Below are 768 nucleotides of genomic sequence, written 5' to 3'. Positions count from 1 at the left end.
GTTCCGCGCCCGCGGCCTCGCCCGGGCCGTCGGTCGGCTCGGCCTCGGCGCGCTCCAGGAGCGGGTTGCGCTCCAGCTCGGCGTCGACGTAGGCCGCAAGATCGAGCTGGGAGAGTTGGAGGAGCTTGATCGCTTGCAGAAGCTGCGGTGTCATCACCAGGGACTGGCCCTGGCGCATTTCCAGCCGTTGCAGCAAACTCATCGCGTCGCCTCGGTCCTCTTCGGTGAACAGGCCGCGCCCCGCGTTGCTACGCAATAGGCACGGTTCTTGCTTTAACTTCAGTTAAGCCCTTTAAACCCATCGCGCCCCCGCGTCAAAGCGTGTTGGGTGTGCTGCGCGCTGGTTCGGTGGATGGTGGCGCCAACGCCACAGCCGGCACACGGCACGCTCGCACGGATGTGCTGAGGAACGGTTGCCATACGCAGGCTTCGCCGCGGGCGGTCCTTGCCTGTCCGGGCGGTCCTTGCCTGTCCGGGCGGTCCTTGCCTGTCCGGGCGGTCCTTGCCTGTCCGGGCGGTCCTTGCCTGTCCGGGCGGTCCTTGCCTGTCCGGGCGGGCCGGATCGGCGCATCCCCGCGTCAGTACAATTCGATCAGCCAGTCGTTGAGCGGCTGGGTCCGGCCGTCGCCCGGGTCCTTCGCGCGTCGCAGCTGCTCGATCATGCTCCGGAACTGCCTCGGCGGGCGGCCGAAGGTCGAGCGGAAGGCGCGGTTGAGGTGCTGCTCGCTGGAGAAGCCGTGCGCGTGGGCGATCGCCGCCAGCGGGTGC

Annotated in this window: 1 protein-coding gene and 1 pseudogene; both read right to left on the bottom strand. The window is 68.9% G+C overall.

What is annotated here, in order from left to right; all coding sequences use genetic code 11:
* Window positions 1-202, bottom strand: a pseudogene (locus tag FV222_RS28075) (RNA polymerase sigma-54 factor); the annotation flags it as partial.
* A gap of 376 nt (window positions 203-578) precedes the next feature.
* A partial coding sequence (locus FV222_RS28070; protein ID WP_147816409.1) for a helix-turn-helix domain-containing protein occupies window positions 579-768 on the bottom strand: 190 nt, incomplete at its 5' end.

Source organism: Methylobacterium sp. WL103, assembly GCF_008039885.1.
Classification (GTDB): Bacteria; Pseudomonadota; Alphaproteobacteria; order Rhizobiales; family Beijerinckiaceae; genus Methylobacterium; species Methylobacterium cerastii.
The sequence above is the reverse complement of the archived record's forward strand: the minus strand, read 5'-3'. Positions and strand labels throughout refer to the sequence as shown.